General features: G+C 56.9%; 16 protein-coding genes and 4 pseudogenes. 8 read left to right on the top strand and 12 right to left on the bottom strand.

Annotated elements, in window-relative coordinates:
* Positions 1-106 precede the first annotated feature (106 nt).
* Positions 107-766, bottom strand: a complete 660-nt coding sequence (locus tag QN399_RS06425; protein ID WP_322217761.1) for a GntR family transcriptional regulator — start codon at positions 764-766, stop codon at positions 107-109.
* A gap of 470 nt (positions 767-1,236) precedes the next feature.
* Between QN399_RS06425 and QN399_RS06420 the strand changes: the two genes are divergently transcribed.
* Positions 1,237-1,470 (top strand): hypothetical protein, encoded by a 234-nt coding sequence (locus tag QN399_RS06420; RefSeq protein ID WP_330200720.1) that lies wholly within the window; start codon positions 1,237-1,239, stop codon positions 1,468-1,470.
* A 255-nt stretch (positions 1,471-1,725) separates the two neighbouring features.
* On the opposite strand, the gene QN399_RS06415 is transcribed toward QN399_RS06420, so the two are convergent.
* Positions 1,726-1,920: a hypothetical protein gene (locus QN399_RS06415; protein ID WP_330200719.1), complete on the bottom strand. Its 195-nt coding sequence runs from the start codon at positions 1,918-1,920 to the stop codon at positions 1,726-1,728.
* A 29-nt stretch (positions 1,921-1,949) separates the two neighbouring features.
* Here QN399_RS06415 and QN399_RS06410 point away from each other — a divergent pair.
* A pseudogene (locus tag QN399_RS06410) lies at positions 1,950-2,186 on the top strand (Arm DNA-binding domain-containing protein); the annotation flags it as partial.
* 45 nt (positions 2,187-2,231) lie between these two features.
* On the opposite strand, the pseudogene QN399_RS06405 reads toward QN399_RS06410, so the two are convergent.
* Positions 2,232-3,226 (bottom strand): annotated as a pseudogene (locus QN399_RS06405) (IS3 family transposase).
* Between the two features lie 79 nt (positions 3,227-3,305).
* Positions 3,306-4,334 carry an AraC family transcriptional regulator gene (locus tag QN399_RS06400; protein WP_330200718.1) on the bottom strand — a complete coding sequence of 343 codons (1,029 nt, stop codon included), beginning with the start codon at positions 4,332-4,334 and terminating at the stop codon, positions 3,306-3,308.
* 223 nt (positions 4,335-4,557) lie between these two features.
* Between QN399_RS06400 and QN399_RS06395 the strand changes: the two genes are divergently transcribed.
* The 4 genes and pseudogenes from QN399_RS06395 to QN399_RS06380 form a co-directional block, all read left to right on the top strand.
* A complete protein-coding gene (locus QN399_RS06395; RefSeq protein WP_330200717.1) occupies positions 4,558-4,845 on the top strand; it encodes a lycopene cyclase family protein in 288 nt (95 codons plus the stop codon).
* Positions 4,784-5,119: a GMC oxidoreductase gene (locus QN399_RS06390; RefSeq protein ID WP_330200716.1), complete on the top strand. Its 336-nt coding sequence runs from the start codon at positions 4,784-4,786 to the stop codon at positions 5,117-5,119. The genes QN399_RS06395 and QN399_RS06390 overlap by 62 nt, the downstream gene beginning before the upstream one ends.
* Positions 5,106-7,544, top strand: coding sequence for an alpha/beta hydrolase fold domain-containing protein (locus tag QN399_RS06385; protein ID WP_330200715.1), 2,439 nt, complete (start codon positions 5,106-5,108; stop codon positions 7,542-7,544). Before QN399_RS06390 ends, QN399_RS06385 begins: the two co-directional genes overlap by 14 nt.
* A 212-nt stretch (positions 7,545-7,756) precedes the next feature.
* Positions 7,757-8,225 (top strand): annotated as a pseudogene (locus QN399_RS06380) (nitrilase-related carbon-nitrogen hydrolase); the annotation flags it as partial.
* A gap of 73 nt (positions 8,226-8,298) precedes the next feature.
* Here the strand turns inward: QN399_RS06380 and QN399_RS06375 are convergent.
* A complete protein-coding gene (locus tag QN399_RS06375) occupies positions 8,299-8,994 on the bottom strand; it encodes a pirin family protein (RefSeq protein WP_330200714.1) in 696 nt (231 codons plus the stop codon).
* Positions 8,995-9,455: 461 nt separating this feature from the next.
* Between QN399_RS06375 and QN399_RS06370 the strand changes: the two genes are divergently transcribed.
* Positions 9,456-11,777: a UvrD-helicase domain-containing protein gene (locus tag QN399_RS06370; RefSeq protein WP_330200750.1), complete on the top strand. Its 2,322-nt coding sequence runs from the start codon at positions 9,456-9,458 to the stop codon at positions 11,775-11,777.
* Here the strand turns inward: QN399_RS06370 and QN399_RS06365 are convergent.
* Positions 11,746-12,021 (bottom strand): DUF1652 domain-containing protein, encoded by a 276-nt coding sequence (locus QN399_RS06365; RefSeq protein ID WP_322182698.1) that lies wholly within the window; start codon positions 12,019-12,021, stop codon positions 11,746-11,748. The two genes, QN399_RS06370 and QN399_RS06365, sit on opposite strands and share 32 nt — an antisense overlap.
* A gap of 583 nt (positions 12,022-12,604) precedes the next feature.
* On the opposite strand from QN399_RS06365, the gene QN399_RS06360 reads away from it, so the two are divergent.
* Entirely contained in the window at positions 12,605-14,230 is a 1,626-nt protein-coding gene (locus tag QN399_RS06360; RefSeq protein ID WP_323565825.1) for a methyl-accepting chemotaxis protein, read from the top strand.
* Between the two features lie 58 nt (positions 14,231-14,288).
* Here QN399_RS06360 and QN399_RS06355 read toward each other — a convergent pair whose 3' ends face one another.
* The 6 genes and pseudogenes from QN399_RS06355 to QN399_RS06330 form a co-directional block, all read right to left on the bottom strand.
* On the bottom strand, positions 14,289-15,278 hold the full coding sequence (locus tag QN399_RS06355) for an NAD(P)-dependent oxidoreductase (RefSeq protein WP_323565824.1): 990 nt from the start codon (positions 15,276-15,278) through the stop codon (positions 14,289-14,291).
* Positions 15,279-15,296: 18 nt separating this feature from the next.
* A complete protein-coding gene (locus QN399_RS06350; RefSeq protein ID WP_330200713.1) occupies positions 15,297-16,592 on the bottom strand; it encodes an MFS transporter in 1,296 nt (431 codons plus the stop codon).
* 83 nt (positions 16,593-16,675) lie between these two features.
* Positions 16,676-17,641, bottom strand: coding sequence for a sugar kinase (locus tag QN399_RS06345; protein ID WP_322216121.1), 966 nt, complete (start codon positions 17,639-17,641; stop codon positions 16,676-16,678).
* Positions 17,634-18,416: an AP endonuclease gene (locus tag QN399_RS06340; RefSeq protein WP_322216123.1), complete on the bottom strand. Its 783-nt coding sequence runs from the start codon at positions 18,414-18,416 to the stop codon at positions 17,634-17,636. The genes QN399_RS06345 and QN399_RS06340 overlap by 8 nt, the downstream gene beginning before the upstream one ends.
* 91 nt (positions 18,417-18,507) lie before the next feature.
* Positions 18,508-19,491, bottom strand: a complete 984-nt coding sequence (locus QN399_RS06335; RefSeq protein ID WP_322179359.1) for a LacI family DNA-binding transcriptional regulator — start codon at positions 19,489-19,491, stop codon at positions 18,508-18,510.
* 199 nt (positions 19,492-19,690) lie between these two features.
* Positions 19,691-19,981: pseudogene (locus tag QN399_RS06330) on the bottom strand (ABC transporter ATP-binding protein); the annotation flags it as partial.
* Between the last annotated feature and the right edge of the window lie 158 nt (positions 19,982-20,139).

Raw genomic sequence — 20,139 nt, 5'->3', positions numbered from 1 at the left:
CACGTCCGTTCAGATGAGTGAGCGAAAGAGTGGCCCATGCGGGGGCTGGGCGGCTTGATGGATTTACCAAGACTCGATGACGAAATCAGCACAGTGGGGCTGGCGGCTATTTAGCGCAGGGTAGATGTTCCAGCAAGGTTTTGCAGACACCGGCAATGTGCTCGTCAAGCAGCACCACGGCGCGATCCACATCACCGGCGCGGCAGGCTTCAAGGATTTCCCGGTGCTCATGGTCGGCCCGCTCCTTGCCCGCCGAGAGGCTCATCTGCATGCGCAAGTAACGCTCCAGTTTGTCGTTGACCGAACGGATCATGCTTACCAGGAACGGGCGTTGCGCCGGTTCATACAGGCAGGCGTGCAACTCCCAGTTGAGCTCGGCCCAGCGGCCCACATCGTTTTCGCCGATGAACTCCTGGCAGATACGTTCAGCCCGGGTGAAGGTTTCCTCGGTCATATTCGGAATAGCCAGGCGCAGCACCTTGTCTTCGAGCAGCATGCGCACTTCAAACATTTGCGCCAGCTCCGGCTCGGAGATACGCGTGACCATGGCCCCGCGATTGCGCTGAAATATCACCAGCCCTTCTGCTTCCAGGCGTTTAAGGGCTTCGCGCACCGGAATCTTGCTGACGTTGAACTGGCGGGCGATGTCGTCCTGGCGAATCGGCTCGTCCTCGGCGAAATGTCCGGCGACGATGGCGTCACGTAAATGACGGGTGATGATCTCTGAAGTCGACGGCGTATTGCCAAGGTCTGGAGCATTGAGCATTGGTAGGGTCACGGTGGCGATCGTTTGGAATGAATTTTAGATAGGGTATACGAATTTACCTTGGTATTCCCCACCGCCCTGTTGCCTTTTCGCCGCTTGCTGGAAACCCATTAGTTGGTGCAGGTACTGTGCAAGGTGACAAGGGCATGCCTCTGGTCCCGGAACTGTTGAACCGCAGGCGGCATGCGTCGTGCCGGAGTTCCCCGTGCAGATCTGCCGCATACCGCGAGGGTATATGCGGTGATTGATACGATTGTCGAGGTGTTTTCAGGCGTCGGCGAGTGAAGCCTGGGGCTCTAAGGCCCCAAGGCAACTTATGCTCACGGCATTTCCGGCAGCTCTTACTGTCGCAGGTCTAACATCAGCACTTCTGCAACCTAAATCTTGGCCGAATTACGGCGGTAAGTGCATCTGAAGACGCCGTCCTCCCAAGGCTGGATCGAGACGTAGATTGGCACAGGATAGTTGCAGTGCGTCTGGTGCCACACAGGGATCTGTCGGCCGAGCAGGCCCGTATGGTCCGTGAGGAATACATGGGGGGTACTGCAGCAACGGTTTTTAACGTCCGCGCCCCCATCGCCAAGTATTTAATCCAATCCTTCCGAGCGGCCATCTATCCTGAGCGGGAGAGGGCTCCAGAACATCTGCTCATGGTCTACCAGCCCGAAGAGTTGCCTGCGGTGGTCGATATTCGTCGGTTGTGAGTTGCCTGGTGAGCGGGGGAGGTTGGGACGTCTTTTCGGGGGGGACTCATACCTGTTGATCCTGTGAAAATGACACTGCCAGCTTGATGATCGTTCGTCCATTGGCTTTGGGTAGAACCCAATAGCCTTGCTTAGAATCACCCCTTTTTTCGCTCTTGAAACACCCCAAAAACAAGTCCAGAATTGAGTCTTTTCCTGCTTCGGCAAGAAAAGAAACCCCTTAGATTTCAAAGGGTCGGACGCCAGATGCGAGTCTCATTTCCCGCTCCAAATATAGCGCTGCAGAATTCCATTGGATTCTGTGACGATTGAAATAAGGACCTTCGGGTCCTTTTTTCGTTCCGGCGGGAACCACTGGAATCCAGCACCATCCGGTGCGTTTAAGTCCAGGATTTTGATGCGTACTAAATCGGTTTGTTGCTGGAGCAGTTTGCGTACCGAGATGAGCATCTGGCCCTGACTCTGTTCAGGAGCTTGCGATGGCACTCTCAGAAATGTCTATTAGGCACGCCCGAATCACTGGTATTAACTACACGCTCGATGACAGTGACGGCCTCACGCTCAATGTGACGGCCAGCGGTGGAAAGATCTGGCTTTTCCGTTACTACTGGACGGGCAAGCAGAAGCGCATGTCCTTGGGTTGTTACCCGCAAATTAGCCTCAAAGAAGCGCGTACCTTGGTTGCCCAAGGCATCAATCCCTATGAGCGCCGTAAAACAGCAGCGCCGTGCTGGGGGGGGGCGGCAAAAAACTTGGACTGGTTATGCCGCGAGGCCCAGGCTCTCACGATACTCAACAGGACTGAGAGCGCCGAGAGAAATCTTGATTCGTTTCTCGTTGTACCAGCGAATATATAAATCCAGGGCCTGAATAAACTGCTCGATGCTCGTTGACTGCCAGTTGCGAGGATAGAACCGCTCCGTTTTCAGCCGGCCGAAGAAGCCTTCACAAGCCGCGTTGTCAGGCGAGCATCCCTTGCGCGACATCGAACGAATCAGCTTTGCATTCAAGCGCTGCACCACCTTCTCTGACAGACGCACACGCTGCCTGCTCAGCGAAACCCGCATCCGGCGGTAGCCATAGCAGCGATGATTGCGCTCGAAGATGTCCGCCATGGCACGACGCACTTCGGTGTATTTTTCCGCGACCTGCATTCGGGCTCGATGATAGACATAGGAGCTTCGGGCCAAGCCCAGCGCTTCAAGCAGCTCTGACAAGGAGTATGTCGGCCTCAGGGCATCAGCCAGCAATGTCTTCTCCCTATTGGTCAGGACTTGCCGGTCGATGCCCGTATCTTTTTTATGAGTTCATTCGCCTTCATCAACAGGTCGTGCTCAAGTTGCAGACGGCGCACGTCTAGCCGAAGAGATTCAAGTTGCCGCTGCAACTCTTCTCGCTCCGGTGACGATGGAGTTTTTTGTCGGCGTTTCATGGATGCGGATGCCTCTGGGCCGAGTAGCTGATTTTTCCAGTTGTACAAAGTTGGCCTGCACACGCCCAGCTTTTGAGCCACGGCGTTCGTACTTTCTTGTCGCGTGCACAGCGCGATGACCCCAGCCTGCTTCATCGCTGGAGGCCATGCTAGTCCATCAGATCGACCAATGACGCGCGTGTGCAGTTCGGGGTGCAACTGGTGAATCCAGGCACGCAATGAATCCCGTGCCGGGTAGCCCAACTGACGAATAGTTGCCCCGGTGTGCTTCCCCAGTTTGATGTAGAGCTTGATCGCTCGGATGCGGTCTTCGTATGAATACATGAACTACCTCCAGGTAGTCCAAGATTTCTACCGCACCCCGATTTCAGAGGCTGCATACGGGTCAGTAAAAATCAGTAGCCTAGGTCAAAATCGCATCAGCGCCAACAGTGCCGAGAAACTGGCTCGGAGCCACCCCATGCCAACGCTTGAACGCTTGGGAAAAACTCGACAGATCACTGAAGCCCAGTCGCTCGGCGATCTCGGTCAGGCTCAGGCGGGAGTCGTTGAGCATTTCGATGGCGCTGCGGCTGCGGGCTTCGGCTAAGAGTGTCCGGAAGGTGGTGCCCTCGTTGTGCAATCGGCGCTTGAGGGTGCGTGCGCTGATGTGTGTCAGACGGGCCATGGAGGTGAGGTCCGGTGGCGCATTGTCGATACTGGTCAGGTAGTGCTGCACCAAAGCAGTCATGCCCGAGCGGGCGATTCGGCGTTGCATCAACTGCGTGCACATCTGCTCGCACATTGTCACCGTGACGGCGTTGGCCTGGGGTAATGGGCGAGACAGGAACGCGCGATTGAACGCCAAGCTATTGCAGTTGGCCGAGTAGGCGGGAGGGATGCCCAGCACGTGATCGTTGCCAGGCTGCGTTGGCGCAGTGGCTTTGAGGGTGAAACGGGATAGCGAGAAGTGTTCGCCCCCCAACTCGTTGAGCAGCACCGCCGCCGCAGCCATGTCCCGAGCCAGTAGAAAATCTTGCAAGTCCGGCGGCAGCCCAGGCACAGCAAAGGTCAACACACCATCACTGCCTTGCTCTTCATAGGAAATAACCGTGAACGCGTAGGTGAGCGGCAGAAACCGCAGAGCCAGGGCCAGTGCATCACCGGTGGTAGCACTGCTGATCAGACCGTAGCCGAACAGGCCATAGATGGAGAAGTGGTAGCGCGATCCCACTTCATAACCTAACCCCGGCGGCTGCCCGAGCAATTGCAGTAGATTGCCGGTCACGCCTAGCTCCTGGTCGGCGGTCAGCTCTACGTTAGGATCGGCCAGTTGCGCCTGCGTCAGCCCCGAGCCGGCCAGCACTGCGGTGGCCGACAGGCCCTTTTCGCGGCCGAACTCCACCAGTAGCAAAGCGCTGGCCGGGCCGCGCCTAAAATCCCGAAAGCTCATGCCTGTGTGCCTGTCGCGAAAGATTGGCCCGAATAATAAAACAGTTGTCCCTTTCCAGCATGGGTCTCTTTACTGATGGGCCTCACCATCATCCATGCACGGTTCGCCGTTTTAATAACAATAAAAGGCTGTCGCGGCACTTGGGTGAGTCAGAAGGCCCGATTGAATGTTCCTGAGCAGATGCTTGGGCATTTTGTACTGCCTTGCGCATGGGGAAATAACAATGAAAATGACCTTCGATTACATCGTCGTGGGCGGTGGTTCTGCTGGGTGTTTGGTCGCCGGGCGGCTGGCCGAAAATCCGGATGTCAGCGTTTGTATTTTGGAGGCGGGCGGTGGCGGCCAATCCAGTCTGATCAATATCCCGGCCGCCATGGTGACCATGGTGGCGACCTCGGTGAACAATTGGGCTCAAAGAGGTCTGTCGTTTCCGCCGGGAGCGCCGGGGCATGCTGACCTCGAATTTTGCCGAGGGCGGGGCGTTTCTCAAAACCCGCGAGGATCTGGATAAACCGGATATTCAATTGCATTTCGTCGTCGCCCCAGTCGAGGACCATGCCCGCAAATTTCGCCTTGGTCATGGGCTTTCCTGCCATGTCTGTCTGCTGCGTCCACGCAGTCGCGGCGCGGTGTCGCTGGCGAGTAAAGACCCGCAGGATGCACCCTGGATTGATCCGGCTTTTCTTCAGGACCCACAAGATCTGGAGGACAGGGTCGCGGCATTCAAATTTGAAGACTCGACCACTGCCAATAACAAGAACGAGGCACCTTATGTCGTTGCATGATTTTGATGTCCACCTTGAGTCGGCAACGCCGCTGACTGCGATCATCATCGGTACCGGCTTCGCTGGCATCGGCATGGCCGTTGCGCTGCAAAAGGCCGGCGTGAAAGACTTCGTGATTCTGGAGAAAAAGCACGACGTCGGCGGTGTCTGGCGGGATAATAGCTACCCCGGCGCAGCGTGTGACGTGCCTTCGCACTTGTATTCGTTTTCGTTTGAACTGAATCCGGACTGGAGCCGAGTCTTTGCACCCCAGGGTGAGATTCATGCCTACCTGCGGCGCTGTGCTGACAAGTATGGACTGGGTAAATACATTCGTTTTGGCGCCGAAGTCGCGTCCGCTGAATTCGACGAAGTCACTTCACTGTGGCAGGTCACCCAGAAAAACGGGAGCGTACTGAGCGCGTCCTTGTTGATCAGTGGCACCGGACAGCTCAGCCGCCCGGCGTTTCCTAAACTGGCGGGCATGGATACTTTCAAAGGTCATGTTTTTCACTCGGCCACTTGGGATCACAGTTACTCGCTGGCGGGTAAACGGGTGGCGGTGGTGGGTACCGGCGCTTCAGCGATCCAGTTCGTGCCGGCCATTGCCGAACAGGTCGAGCACCTGAAGGTGTTCCAGCGCTCGCCCGCGCACATGATACCGCGTCCAGACCGCGCCTACTCCGAGCGGGAAAAATCACTGCTACGCAATATCCCCTGGACGATGACGGCGTACCGAGCTTCGATCTACATGCGGTATGAATCAAGGGCGCTGGCGTTTACCCGGTTCAAGGGGTTGATGAAGTGGGCGGTGGGTGTTCCGTTTCGCAAGCTGCTGACCGAGCAAGTGATTGACCCCGTGCTGCGGGAGAAGCTGACCCCGGATTATCCTTTCGGCTGCAAGCGCATCCTGCTGTCCAGCGAATACCTCAAGATCATGAACCGGCCCAACGTGGAATTGATCACCGACGGTATTGTGCTGGTCACCGAGAACGGGATTGAAACCGCTGATGGTGAGCAGCATGAGGTTGATGCGATCATCTACGGCACCGGGTTCGCGGCCACCGAGTTTCTGTCACCGATGCGCATTGTCGGGCGCGGCGGTGTGGACCTTAACCACGCCTGGCGCGACGGCACCCGTGCTTATCTGGGGCTGACGGTTCCAAACTTCCCCAATTTCTTCATGCTCTACGGCCCGAATACCAACTTGGGCCACAATTCCATCGTGTACATGCTGGAAAGCCAGATCGCTCACGTCATGCGCTGCTGGCGCACGCTGAACGCAACGGGGGCGAACACGGTTGAAGTCGATCAAGGCGTTTATGACCGTTTCCACGGGCAGACCCAGAAACGCCTGGCTAACACCGTGTGGAACGGTTGCAAGAGCTGGTACGTCGATGATGCTGGCAACAACAGTACCAATTGGCCGGGTTTCACTTTGAGCTATCGCTGGTTGACGCGATTCTCGGGCTTGCACGCGTATCGCTTTTCCCGTCAGTTCGAAGGCGGCACCACGATTGCCGAATCTCGCGATTGGCCGGAAGTGCTGAATGCCTTTATTTTGCGGGGCTTTTTACGTGCCACGTTTCGGTCGTTGATCGGGCCTGGATTGGGCGTCGTCGCACAGAGAAGGGTGGTCCGCGCGCTTTCCGGGCTGATGCTTGGCATCGCGGGTGTTAGCCGTTATCGCCAGCAGGTCAATGGCGTCCCCGTGCAGGTGGTTGCCCCCAAACAAGGCGAAAATGACGGCGTCATTTTGTACCTGCACGGTGGGGCGTTTTGCCTGGGCTCGCCGGACACACATTGGAGCGTCACCAGTCGTCTGGCCAGGGCGTCCGGGATGTCGGTGTGGGTAGCGGATTACCGATTGGCGCCGGAACATCCTTACCCTGCGGCGCTGGACGATGCGTTGGCCTGTTATGAGGCGTTGCGTGCCCAAGGCTATGCGGCCAACCGGATTTTTCTGGCAGGCGATTCGGCGGGGGCTGCGTTGGTGTTGGCCTTGGCCCTCAAGCTCCGGGACCGTTACGAGCGTTTTGCCGCAGGGCTGCTGCTAATGTCGCCGGTCACCGACGAACACTTTGCCGGCGCCTCAATGACCTCGCGACTCAAGGATGACCCGATGATTCGTCGCGGTTGGCTTGAGCAGGGATTGGGTTGGTATGCCTCCAACGAGGCGATGCACAGTCCGTTGCAGGTGGATCTGTATGGGCTACCTCCAATGCTGGTTCAGGTTGGCGACCATGAGCTGCTGTTATCCGATTCCACACGTTTGGCCGAACACGCAGTCAACAGCGGGGTGGATTGCCGTCTGGAGGTGTACGCCGGACGTTGGCACGTCTTTCAACTGCAAGCCTTTTACCTGCGTTCGGCGGCCAAGGCACTGAACGCTTTGGGCGCGTTTGCCCGTGAACAGCTGGCGAGCGCGAAGCCCGAAGCATCGTAAAGCCAGAAACAGAAAAGCTCGCTATCCCCTTGAAGGATTGCGGGCTTTTTATTGCTCGGCGTTCTAGTGGGTGCACCTGTTGAACATCAGTATCGACACCCGTGCCAGCATCAACTGCAATGCGCCAACCATGCTCCAGAAGAGCAGCACCATTACTGCTAGCAGGCTCACTTTGACCTAGTGGCCTGAGCAGTTAATCCACTCACGAGATGGGCATCATGTATGACCACGACGAGATGATGGCAACTGCATTCAGCATTCCGGGGGTGGAGACTCCGATCTTTTCTGCCGCGTGCAGTGTGGCCAACACGTGGGGGCTTTTCACTTACTGGTGAACGTCATGAGGAACATCCGCACAAAGCTCCCTACAACACGTTGGTAGTAATCGATAATCAAGGCGAAATCGTCCAGAAATACCGCAAATGTATTCCTTGGTCCCCATAGAGGGCTGGTATCCAAGAGACCGTACTTATGTTTGCGATGGTCCAAAGGGCATGAAGATCAGCCTGATTATCTGTGATGACGGCAACTACCCGGAGATCTGGTGCAACTACGCAATGAAAGGGGCCGAGTTGATTGTTCGGTGCCAAGGCTATATGTACCCGGCCAAAGCAGGTGATGATGTCCAAGAGTATGGCCTGGGCAAATAACTGTTATGTAGCAGTCGCGAATGCTGCCGGCTTCGGCCGGCCTGCTGACGTCGCGCTTTGTCTTCGATCCAGCTCAGGTCATGGCTCTGCTGAGTGAAGCGGAATCAGGCCACATCCACCAGAATAACTTCACTGTCCTCAATGGCCGTAACGCGCAGCAAATGCTCATCCTCTACCGCAACGCCATCACGTGCTGCTGCACGCAAACCGTTGACCTCGATGATCCCTGTAGCCGGAACCAGATAGGCTCGGCGACCCGCGTCCAGGCGGTACTCAACGGTTTCACCGGCCTTCAAGTTGGCGGCTACCAAACGTGCGTTAGCACGAATGCGCAGGTTTTGGTCATCGCCGTCCTTTCCGCTGGCCAGCGTGACGAAACCTTCACGCTGACCTTTAGGGAATGGTTTGGCACCCCATGAAGGCGCTGAGCCGGTCTCATCAGGCACAATCCATATCTGGAAGATCTTGGTCGCAGTCGATTCCATGTTGTATTCGCTGTGGGCTATACCGGTTCCGGCGCTCATGACCTGAACATCACCCGCCTCCGTGCGGCCCTTGTTGCCCAGATTGTCTTCGTGGGTGATCGCACCTTCACGGACGTATGTGATGATTTCCATGTCGCGGTGCGGGTGTTTCGGGAAGCCGGTCTGCGGGGCGATGACATCATCGTTCCATACCCGCAGCTGGCCCCAATTCATGCGCTTAGGGTCGTAATACTCCGCGAAAGAGAAGTGATGATGTGCGTTCAGCCAGCCATGGTTTGCGCCGCCCAACGTGTTAAAGGGTCTTAATTCGAGCATGATTGTGGCCTCCAAAGCAGAGCCGGGCTGTTCGCACCAGTACTGCTGAACGATAAATCAATGGGTGATGGCGAGCATCATCTATCAATTATTCATCGAAAATAAGCGGAAAAATCGCGCCAAAACAATCTACTTATTCGATTTGTCGGGTCTGCGTATTATTGGTCTCTCGATCGACTGCACCTGCAGTTGATCGGCTAACGCGCTGATGGCAAAGCATTTCGCTAGAACTGGTCGACAATTCCAGCCACCATAGACCCTTCTTCGCTCACAAGCTGACATCTGGAGCCTGCGTGCCGCATCAATTGCCTGCCGATCTGTCCCCGCCTGAACAATTGCCCTTTTTCAAACGCCTGCTGGCACGACTCGTCGGCCATAGCCTGACGGGCTTGCGCTCGCAGCATGTGCCGTCCTGGTTGCAAGGGCATGCCGATGGCTACCTCAACGGCCACGCTGAAGGCATGAACGAAGGTTACGCAGAAGGTCGGCTCGACGCGGTAGAGGACAGCCAGCACGTGTTGCTGATCCGCGACACCCGCCCCGCCGAACACCGTGGCCCGCGCATCGACGATCACCTGTTCGATGACTGGCGCCTGGCGCTCACTGCAGACCTTAAAAAACGCATCAAAGCCGATGTCGCGCTAAAGCTGCCCAGTCATGCCCAGCCCAGTGCCGCACAATGGAAGATGATTTTCAGCGACACACCGTCTACCTATGTCATTGCCGGTGCCGGTGCGGGTAAGTCCACATCGCTGGTGCTGCGTATTCTCCTGTTGAGCCATTACCTCGGCTTTGAACTCGGTTCCATGACCGTGGTGACGTTCACGCGCGAGTCGCGTAAGGACTTCATCAATAAGCTCATCCAGATTATGGCGCTGTGGGGGCGTAGCTTGAGCCTCAAAGAAGGTCGCGACCTGGTGCGCACCTTTCATTCGCGGATCCTGCCATGGGTACGCAGCCTGCCGGGTTTCAGCCAGTTACGCGCCTTCGAGAACCTGACTAATCAGGCTGCACTCAGCGGGGAAGAGGGTGCCGACAGTAACCCGTTCGATTTGCGGATAAACGACGCGCAACGTCAGCAACTGAATCTCTGCTATCGGGATCTGTACGCAAGCAGCGAGCGGTTTCGCGAGGTCATGGCCCCCTTGTATCGCCATGCGTTGCAGCTCAAGGAGCTGGACCGCGATCATCCGGACGTACAGAAACGTATCACGGTGACCGAGTTGTCGGCCAAGCGTGATGAGGAGCTGTGCGACACTATTGAGGACCTGTGGTTTCGTGCCAAGGCGTGGCCGATAAAAGGCATTGAGCCTATGCGGCAAACCGTTGAAATCAATGGGTTTTCATTTCATTTTCATGGCTACATTGCCGAGTTGGATGCTTGGGTGGTGCTGGGTTTCGATCCCTCTGAAAACCAGCAGATGAAACGATCAACAGCCAAGTTGCCGATCTGGGCCGAGTGGGTAATAAAGCGCACCCTGTTTCAAGCTTTCTGCCGCAAGCCTGTGATTTGGCTAGAAAACTATGATGCCGCCAAACGAGTTTTACAGTCGCTGGCAGGATCAGCCGTCGCGGGTCCGGGCTTCGATTACAAGGTGAAGGGCGAGCTGAGCGCCGCGCCTGTGCTGGATGCCTTTGTCACGGCTGCCAGCTTCATCGAGAACCTGGGGCTGGACGTTCCTGCCGCTGTCGCTCAGATGAGCTTCGCCGAAAATGACCCTGATCGGTTTTTCTTCGAAGCCCTGAGTTTGTTCTGGAAAGCGTTCGAAGCGCATCTACTCACCCAGACCCCGCCGGTGATGACTTACAACAGAATGTTTGCGCTGTTTGGGGAGACTTCGCCCGAGAACTTGAAACGGATCAATGATGAGCTGCTAAGGCCACTGTCGCACCTGATGATCGATGAATTTCAGGACGTTTCTCCGCAAATTGTTTCTTGGATTCGCGCCAGCCTGCGGGAGATTCGCAGCCGTGGCCCCTCAATGCACATTGGGCGTGCTGCGCAGCGCTCTTCCTTGATGTGTGTCGGTGATGATTGGCAGTCCATCTATGGGTGGCGCGGCAGTTCACCAAAATACTTCATGGAGTTCGCTAAAGAGTTCTCATCGCCTGCCACCACCAAGGTGATGCTCAGCGACAACTTCCGCAGCCACCAGCACATTATTGACGCGGCCGAGCATATCGTCCGCGCCGCACCGTCGATTGCCGGCAAGAAGGCCAAAGCGGCCGGCGGTGTTCAAGAGCTGCTGCCGGTGACCGTGCAGGATCGCGACGACGATGAACTGACCGAGCGTTTGATTCAGCACTACAACGATGGCGATTCGATCCTGTTGCTGTACCGCAAGAGCAGTGAAAAAGCCCGGTTTTCCGAGCAATTACAGGCACTGGTTAATGAAGACTCTGGATTGCCACCCGAATCGAGACGCTTCAAGCAACTGACCTATCACAGCTCAAAGGGCTTGCAGGCCGACGCGGTGTTTCTGCTCGGGGATTGCCAACATTTGACCCTGTCGCCCTACAAAAACCAGGTCTATCGAATGGCTGGATTAGGCAAGGACGGTGATGCGGACCCGTTCGACACCGCACAAAAAGACGAAGTCCTGCGCCTGGCGTATGTTGCCATTACCCGGGCGGTGCGTCATTGCTACTGGTACATCGACAGCAGTGGCAGCGAAAACGCGGCTGTCCCCAAAGCTTCCGACAGGATCGCAGGAGACAAGCCGTTTTTCGACGATAGACGCGGGCAGGGTGTTACAAAAAACCCGACACTTGCGGTGGAATGAACGACTCCAGCTCAGCCTCGATGGCCTCAATGATTCGCTCGACGTCTGTCGCATTCATCACTGTCGAGCAAGGGATACCGGCGATAGCGATGACCGTTTCGCCACTGGCGCGATCAAACAGACGGGCGATCATGCTGCTGGGCGCGTCCATAGTAGCCTCGAAACCGACCGGATGAAAATGCCAGCGCATCAGCTGGCATGCATTGGGAAACGTGACTTGATTCATGCGGCCCACCTTATTCAATCGAGCACTTCCATTGGCTCCAATGCGCAGGGGACGGGTCAGTTGCATTGACCCTTCGAGAAATAAAGTAGCACCCGTAGCGATCAGCAGGAACGATTTTCTACTTACCTGACAAAACGTTTACGTTTTCTTGATGCAGGTCACGTCTCTTGTTGTGTGGTTTGCCCACCGGATAGCCGTATTTTGGAAAGCACCCATAGGGTGGCATTCGGCTATATTTTTTTTGCCGCAGACTCTAGTGAATAGCTGGCAAGTTACGGTGTGGACGCGTGAGAGACTTGTCTACCTCACTTCCTTCAAGGGCCTATTAAACGGATACTTTATTAAGTGCGGAGCGCTCAAATTTATGCACTTTAAATAGCAAGCTAAGTGTTACTTGTTGGATCCAATATGTACGCATATTGTCATCCCTAAAATATATTTTTCTTCAGGGCGAATAAAAACTAAAGTCTGGCCGATATACATATTGAGTGCGCTGACCTGGCAGTGGGTCACACTCCAGTTTTGAACGAACCTGTACACTTTTATTCAAAATACCCGATGGCATGGATGCTTTTAGTCATACTTTTAAGAGAGGCACTCCATGTCGCTACGAAACATGAATATCGCGCCGCGCGCTTTTCTTGGCTTCGCGTTTATTGCCTTGTTGGTGATTGCACTGGGCTTTTTCGCGCTGAATCGCATGAGCGTGATTCGGCAGGCCACGGTCGAGATGGAAACCAACATGCTCCCCAGCATAGGGTTTCTGGGGGAGACGGCTGAATGCGTTCTGCGCCTGCGTATCACGTCTTTCCGGATACTGGTCAATCGCGAACCCGCACTGTTGCAGGAAACCGAAGTCCGAATCCGTGATCTGGTCAGCAAGTTACAGTTAGCCAAGGCCAGCTACGCTGCGTTGCCCGCCGAAGCTGAAGAGCGTGCGGTATATAAAGAGTTTGATGCCACCCTTGATAAATACTTGAACGCGCAAGGCGAAGCGCTGGATCTGTCGCGACAAAACAAGGTCGACGACATGCGGAACGTGATCAACTCCCGTATGAAAGACGCCTCTGACTTGATGGGTGAACAAATCAGGAAGTTGGTTGACATCAATAAAAATGGCGCAAAGGAATCATCCAGCATTGCCGCTCAACAATACGATGGGGCGAAAGTCGCCATCCTGGGTGTCGCGGTATTTGCCGCTTTACTTACTGTGTTGCTGGCCTTGTTGTTGACACGCAGCATTGTCAACCCTCTGACGAGAGCCGTCCGTGCCGCAGAAGATATTGCGGGTGGCAATCTGACTAAACACATTGAAGTCGACGGCAAAGACGAACCGGCGCGCCTGCTCGAAGCACTGGTGGCCATGCAGCAGAACCTGCGCAAGACAATCGAACAGATTTCCGGGTCGGCTACACAGCTCGCGTCTGCCGCCGAAGAGCTGAGCGCGGTCACCGAGGAAGCGTCTCGTGGCGTGCAACAACAGAATAATGAGATCGAACAAGCGGCTACTGCGGTTAATGAAATGACCGCTGCCGTAGAAGAGGTCGCGCGTAACGCGGTGTCCACGTCCCAAGCGTCGCAACAGTCCACCCAAGCCGCGCGTGAAGGGCGTGATCGGGTGGTCGAGACCGTTTCAGCGATTCAGGCCATGACTCAGGATGTGCAGACCACATCGGATCTGGTAGAAGGCCTGGCGGAGCAGGGACGTGATATCGGTAAGGTATTGGATGTTATTCGCTCCATCGCCGAACAGACCAACTTGCTGGCTTTGAACGCGGCCATCGAGGCCGCACGTGCCGGCGAGGCGGGCAGGGGCTTTGCTGTGGTTGCCGATGAAGTACGCGCGCTGGCTCATCGCACCGCGCAGTCGACCCGGGAGATCGAACAAATGGTCGCGGGCATTCAAAACGGTACAGGTGAAGCCGTGCAGTCGATGCAACTGAGCACCAACCGCACGCAAACCACCTTGGAACTCGCCCGCTCAGCCGGTGTGGCGCTGGAGCAGATCACCGCAGCCATCTCGCAAATCAACGAGCGCAACCTGGTCATTGCCAGTGCCTCTGAAGAGCAGGCCCAGGTGTCTCGCGAAGTGGATCGTAATCTGGTCAATATTCGCGATCTGGCGACCCAATCCGCTGCTGGCGCTAATCAGACCAGCGTTGCCAGCCATGAACTGTCACGCCTGGCCATAGACCTTAACGGCATGGTGGCGCGGTTTGTGATTTAAGAGCCAGGTGGTGTGTCAGGCCCCGTCACACAGCTTGTGTGTTAAGGGGCCAACGCGGTCAACCTGACACCCGCATTTCCCACGCACTTGGATTAACCAGATTCAGCGGTCGCTCTCCCGCCAAGGCACTGAGTAGATTGTCTACCGCGCATTGCGCCATGGCTTCACGGGTTTCGTGGGTCGCCGAGCCTATGTGGGGCGTGGCGACCACGTTGTTCATTTGCAGCAATGGCGAGTCATGGGGCAGCGGCTCGCGCTCAAACACGTCAAGACCCGCTGCTCGAATCTGGCCCTGTTGCAAGGCGGCAATCAGGGCCGACTCATCGACCACCTTGCCTCGCGAGATGTTGATGAAGATGCTCTGCGGACGCATCAGTGCGAATTGCCTGGCACCGATCAAACCCTGGGTTTCAGCCGTCAGCGGTAACGTCAGGCAGATGAAGTCAGCTTCCTGCAGCAGCGCCTCCAGATTTCGGTAACCCGCATTGAAGCGCGCTTCCACGGCGGGCTTGGGTGAGTGACTGTGATACAGCACGGGCATGCCGAAACCAAAATGCCCGCGTTGTGCCAATGCTTCACCAATCCGGCCCATGCCGATGATACCCAGGGTTTTACCATGCACATCGTTGCCGAAATACGGCGAGCCGATGTTGCTCTTCCACTGCCCGGCGCGAACCAGATTGGCCAGCTCGACCACACGTCTCGCCGTAGCAAGGATCAACGCAAAACCGGTGTCGGCCGTGGTTTCGGTCAGTACGTCGGGGGTGTTGCTCAAGAGAATGCCGCGCCGGTCAAGGTAGTCCAGATCATAGTTGTCGACGCCAACCGAGACGCTTGACACCGCCTCAAGGTGCGGCGCCAGATCCAGCAAAGGCGCATCCAGTTTGAGACTGGCGCCGAGCAAACCATGGGCGTGGGGCAGGGCAGCACGCAGTCGGGCCAGGCCATCGCGGGTTGGTTCGTCGATCAACGTGACATCCGCATGCTGTTGCAGGCGGCTCATCAACGTTGGCGATAGCTTTTTATACAGAACGACTTGTTTTTTCATCGTATTCATCCCGGGTGATCAATGGTGCACCGCGACTCTGCGCTGGGGGCGTGGAGTGTGGGCTGGCGTTGAGTCGGTGCGTGGGTTGAGAAGGAGCGTCAGCACCACTGAAACCAACAGCGCGCCGCTCATCAGCAGATAAGACGCGCCGGGATTGCCCGTAGCGCTATTGAGGTAGCCAACCAGGTACGACCCGGCAAAAGAACCCAGCGCCCCCATGCTATTGATCAACGCCATGGCGCCACCGGCTACGTTGGACGGCAGGATTTCCGGAACGATCGCGAAAAACGGCCCATAAGGCGCATACATGCAGGCGCCGGCCAGCACCAGCAGGGAGTAGGACCACCAGAAATGCTCGCTGCCCAACGCATAGGAACCGTAGAACGCTAGGGCGGCGATCAGCAGGGGCGGCCAGACAAAACGCTTGCGGCGCTGGATTCGGTCAGACCCCCAGGACACTGCCAGCATGGCGATCACGGCGGCCAGATAGGGCAGCGCAGACAGCCAGCCGGCTTCGACCATGTCCAGATGGGCACCCTGTTTAAGGATCGATGGCAGCCACAGGACAAAACCGTAGACACCGATGCTCCAGCAGAAGAATTGCAGCGCCAGGATGATCACCTTGGGTGAACGGAAGGCTTCGGCGTAGTTCTTCACCGGTTTGATCCCGACCTGCTCGGCATCCAGTGTCCTTTGCAGATCGATTTTGTCTTCTTCGCTCATCCAGGCGGCCTGTGCCGGTTTTTCATCGGCCAGCCTCCACCAGATAAACGCCCAGATGATCGCGGGCAGGCCTTCGATGATGAACATCCAGCGCCAGCTGAAGTGCGACACCAGATAGCCCGACACCACCGACATCCAGAGCATGGTCACCGGGTTGCCGAGGATCAGGACGGTATTGGCCCGGGAACGTTCGGCACGGGTAAACCAATGACACAGATAGACCAGCATCGCCGGCATGACCGCCGCTTCGACTACGCCCAGCATGAAGCGGATGCCAATCAGCATGTAGGCGTTGGAAACTATTCCGGTCAGCGTCGCCAACCCACCCCACAGGATCAGGCTGACGAAAATCAGTTTTTTGACACTGTTCTTTTGCGCATAGATCGCGCCCGGCACCTGAAAGAAGAAGTAACCGAGGAAAAACAGCGCGCCCAGCAGTGAGGAGAGGCCCGGCGTGATGTGCAAGTCCTCCGCCATCCCCGCTGCGGCAGCGAACCCGTAATTGGCGCGGTCCAGGTAGGCCAGGCTGTAGGTGATGAAAACGATGGGCATGATGTACAACCAGCGACGGTTGATGAGTCGCTTTGTCATGTCGAGTGCCTTTTCCATATCGATGCTCCTGATCTTGTTGTTTTTGTCGCAGCAGGTAACGAATGTGTGATTCGAATGAGGGGTCAGGCGGGTCGTCGTCGTGGCTCATCGGCAGGCTCGGCTGCAAGCAGCTGCGCCCGCAATGGCAAGCCCTCCATGTCCCCCCGGTTTTGTACGGCGCGGCTGCCGATCCAGTTGCCGCGCGCCACCGCTTGGGTAAAGCCCTGATTTTCCAGGAGGGCGCTGATCACGCCGACGGCAAAACCATCTCCGGCGCCGACGGTGTCGACTACGTTGACCACCGGCACGCCCGCAACAAATCCTTGATCCATCTGTGTGCGGTAATAAGCGCCCTTGGCACCGAGCTTGATCACCACCGCTTCAACACCTTGATCCAGATAGAACGCCGCCATGTCTTCCGGGTCCTCGTAGCCAGTGAGCAGTGCGCCTTCGGTCAGCCCCGGCATGACCCAGTGCGCAAGAACGGCAAGACGGTTGATTTCGCTGATCATCTGCGCCTGGTTTGACCATAGCGACGGGCGCAAGTTGGGATCGAACGATACGCTGCGCCCAGCCTCGCGCATGGCCGTCATCAGATGAGAGGACAGCTCTCGGGCACTGAGCGACAACGCCGCCGGAATACCCGTGGCGTGCAGATGACGAGCGCTCAGCAGTATCGGGCTGACGTCAGCGACCGACAGGTGACTGGCCGCCGAACCACGGCGGAAATACTCGACACAGGGGTCACGGCCGTCGAGCTCGCGGGACTTGAGCTGAAAACCGGTGGGATACGCAGGATCGACGGCTACATGACGGCAGTCCACGCCTTCGCGTTGCAGGCTGTCGATCACGAAGCGCCCGAGCGAGTCATCGCCGACCCGACTCAGCCACGCGACGTTGAAGCCCAGCCGGGCCAAGCCAATAGCGACGTTACTGTCGGCGCCGGCAATGCGTTTTTCGAAGTGACTGACCTGTGCCAGTTCGCCAGATTGCTCGGCGACAAACATGGCCATGGTTTCACCGAACGAGAGGATGTCGATCTCACGCATGGCTGAACGCCCCTTGTGGTTGGCCGAGGCGGGCGAGGGTGCTGATGTGTTGTTGGCTGAGCGCGAGTAGATCCTCGGCTTGCAGTGGGTATTCAATGGCGCGCGGCACCCCAGGCACGATCTGGCGCAATAGCTGTTCCCACTGATGAAGGTCACTCGGTTCGGGAGGTGTTGCGATCAGCTTGCCCAGGGCATTGCGCGCAACTGCCTTGCAATGCACGTATTCGACATAACGACCCAGTTGCTTGGCTGCGCTGATCGCCGATTGGTCCTGCCATTGCCAATTGCCGATATCGAAGGTCATGCCCACCGGAAGATCCAACGCCTGGACGCGGGCGAAGAAGCGACTCAGCGGCTCAATCCGGCCACCCTGAACGGTCTGGTCATTCTCGACCAACACGCGCACCGCATGCCGCGTCAGGCAACTGGCCAAGGCGTTCATGTCACAGTTTTGGTTGAAATGCCCAAGGGACACTTTAAGCCACGTCGCACCGCAGGCCGTGGCCCGCAGCAGCGTAGCCTCAAGGTTGGCGTTCGGTTGAGTCTGGCCTTCATTCCACAGCTCCAGTGGTGACGAGTACAGGCACTCAAGCCCCTGTGCTTCGATGGCCAGCGACAATGCCTCGTGGTTTTCTACGGTAAACAATTCTTCACGCAACTCAATGCGCGAGGCGCCAGCACGGGCCAGCAACGGAATAAAACTGGCCTGACCACGTTCACGGACCACGTCGGCACCGTAGCTGGAAAGGCTGATGGAGACAGGGTAAAGGTTCATTGTTATCGTCCTCTGAAACCGGTTTCATTTTGATTCAAAAAAAGCGGCCATCAAGGCCGCTGTACTCGCCATCAAGGGGGAAGTTGCAGAGTCAGGGCCTGGGCCGGGTCGAGCCACGCACGATCAGCTGCGCGGTGAAATCGAACGACCGTACCGGCTCCTGCTCGCCACGCAAGCGGTTGAGCAAACACTCGAACGCGGTGACGCCGATTTCATGGGTTGGCTGGGCGAGTGAGGTAATACCGCTGCCCACCAAGGGGTACCAGTCCAGCTCATCGAGGGCGATCAGGCCGATGTCATCGAACAGCGGGCAACCCAACTCTCGGAGCAGGCGCGTGCAGGTCAAGGTCGCGACACCGTTACCGGTGAACAGCGCTTTGGGCCCCGGGCCGGGCGCGGCGAGGAAGGCCTGTAACTGTAGACCCAGTTGATCGCTGGTTTCCAGAACCTGTCCTCGCAGATGCGTACGCTCGGCGATCAGGCTATTGAACGCGGTCACACGTTCGAGACGAGAGCTGGTGCCGTCCTGTTGCTCACTGACCAACACAATGTCGCGATAACCGCGCTCATCGAGGTGATTGATGGCTTGCAGCACCGCGTCGGCATTGTTCAGCCCGACCAGATCGCTGTGCAGTTGCTCGACCTTGCGATCGACCAGCACCATGGGCAGTTCCTGATGCAATTGGCGCAGCTCATCAAGGTGATGACCTAGCGTATTCACGATCAGGCCTTCGATGTTGTAGGAGCGCAACGCAGCCAGATGCACACGTTCTTGCTCGTCGTTGCGATCGGTATTGCACACCACCAGGCTATAACCGTGTAGGCGGCAAGCGGTTTCGACGCCATGCATGACGGCCACGGAATAGGGATTGCGAATATCGGCGACCAGCATGCCGATCAGTCGGGTGCGACCACGCTTGAGCCCGCGCGCCATTTGATTGGGGCGATAACCGAGGGTGTCGATGGCGTGTTCGATACGCAGTGCGATGGCGTCGGAAAGCAGTTGTCGATCCTCGCCAATAAAGCGCGACACGCTGGCTTTGGACACGCCAGCCAGTGTGGCCACGTCATTCATCGTTACGCGGGACCGCATAGGAGTAGGAAAACTATTCACGACCTGGACCCTGATTATAGTTATAGGGGTTATCAGCAGGTGCTGAGGCAAAGGCTCTGAAAACGGTTTCAGAAAACACCAAAGCGTTGCATCCGTCAACCTTTGATGGCATGAGCGGTGGGGATTTGTGTCGGTGAAGGTCGTAGCGAACGCTAATCAGCTAGATAACGTGAGCCAAATGCAGCTCGGTCAATGCCTGGGCTTTCAGCAACGCCAAGGCCGGGTCGCGTCGATCTCGAGGACGCTCAAGATCGACGCATAGCTCCAGACGAATGCTGCTCGGCCGATTGTCCATCACCATCACGCGATCACTCAGATAAAGCGCCTCGTCGACATCGTGAGTGACCAGGAGCAAGGCAATCGCATGATGTTCTGCCAACTGCAGCAGCAGGTCTTGCAGCTTCATGCGGGTGAAGGCATCCACCGCGCTGAACGGTTCGTCGAGCAACATGGTTAAAGCTCATCTCATGTACGAGATTTCGCCCCATCTTCGCCGCTGCGCCGCCGGTTGGGGCCTCCAGTAATGCTGCGATAAGAGCGTCTATCGGTGATTGGGTCTGCCTGTCACGCAACACTCTGCTGAATCAGTGTCGCTCTAGAAACACCATG

The organism is Pseudomonas sp. 10C3 (assembly GCF_036346185.1).
GTDB lineage: Bacteria > Pseudomonadota > Gammaproteobacteria > Pseudomonadales > Pseudomonadaceae > Aquipseudomonas.
The sequence above is the reverse complement of the archived record's forward strand: the minus strand, read 5'-3'. Positions and strand labels throughout refer to the sequence as shown.